1 protein-coding gene is annotated in these 515 nt (G+C 48.2%); it reads right to left on the bottom strand.

Annotated elements, in window-relative coordinates; translation table 11 throughout:
• Positions 1–515, bottom strand: a 515-nt coding sequence (locus R7Z50_RS31150; protein ID WP_318150235.1) for a response regulator, incomplete at both ends; no start/stop codon positions are given.

The raw sequence follows: 515 nt of genomic DNA on the forward strand, positions 1-515 counted from the left end.
CACTGAATTGCTTCAAAGCGTCAGCAAAACTTTCCCTTTGCAGAGGCTTGGTTAGGACATGATCGGCACCTGCCGCGATAAAGTGGTCATGAGCCTCACGAAAGACATCCGCAGTATAGGCAAACAGCAACGTCTTTACCCCTAGCTTTTCGCGAATAAAACGAGTCGCTTCGACACCATTCATCTCTGGCATGTGATTATCCATCAAGATAAGGTCATAATCGTTGTCGCGTGCCTTTTCTACGGCAACCAGCCCGTTTTCTGCGACATCCACTACGTGCCCTAACTTTTCGCAAAAGCCTTTCGCCACCAAAGCATTTACGCGGTTATCTTCTGCCAACAAAATACGCAAGTTCTGAGTGCTTCGGGTTTGAACTGGCGTATGCTGCGGGCTAGGTTTTTCGCTCTCATTCCATGGTATCGGCAAAGTGACAATAAACTGCGTGCCGACCCCTTCTACGCTCTTTAAGGTAATAGAACCACCCATAAGCTCAGTGAGCTTTTTAACGATGGCC

The organism is Vibrio sp. 1249-1 (assembly GCF_033340495.1).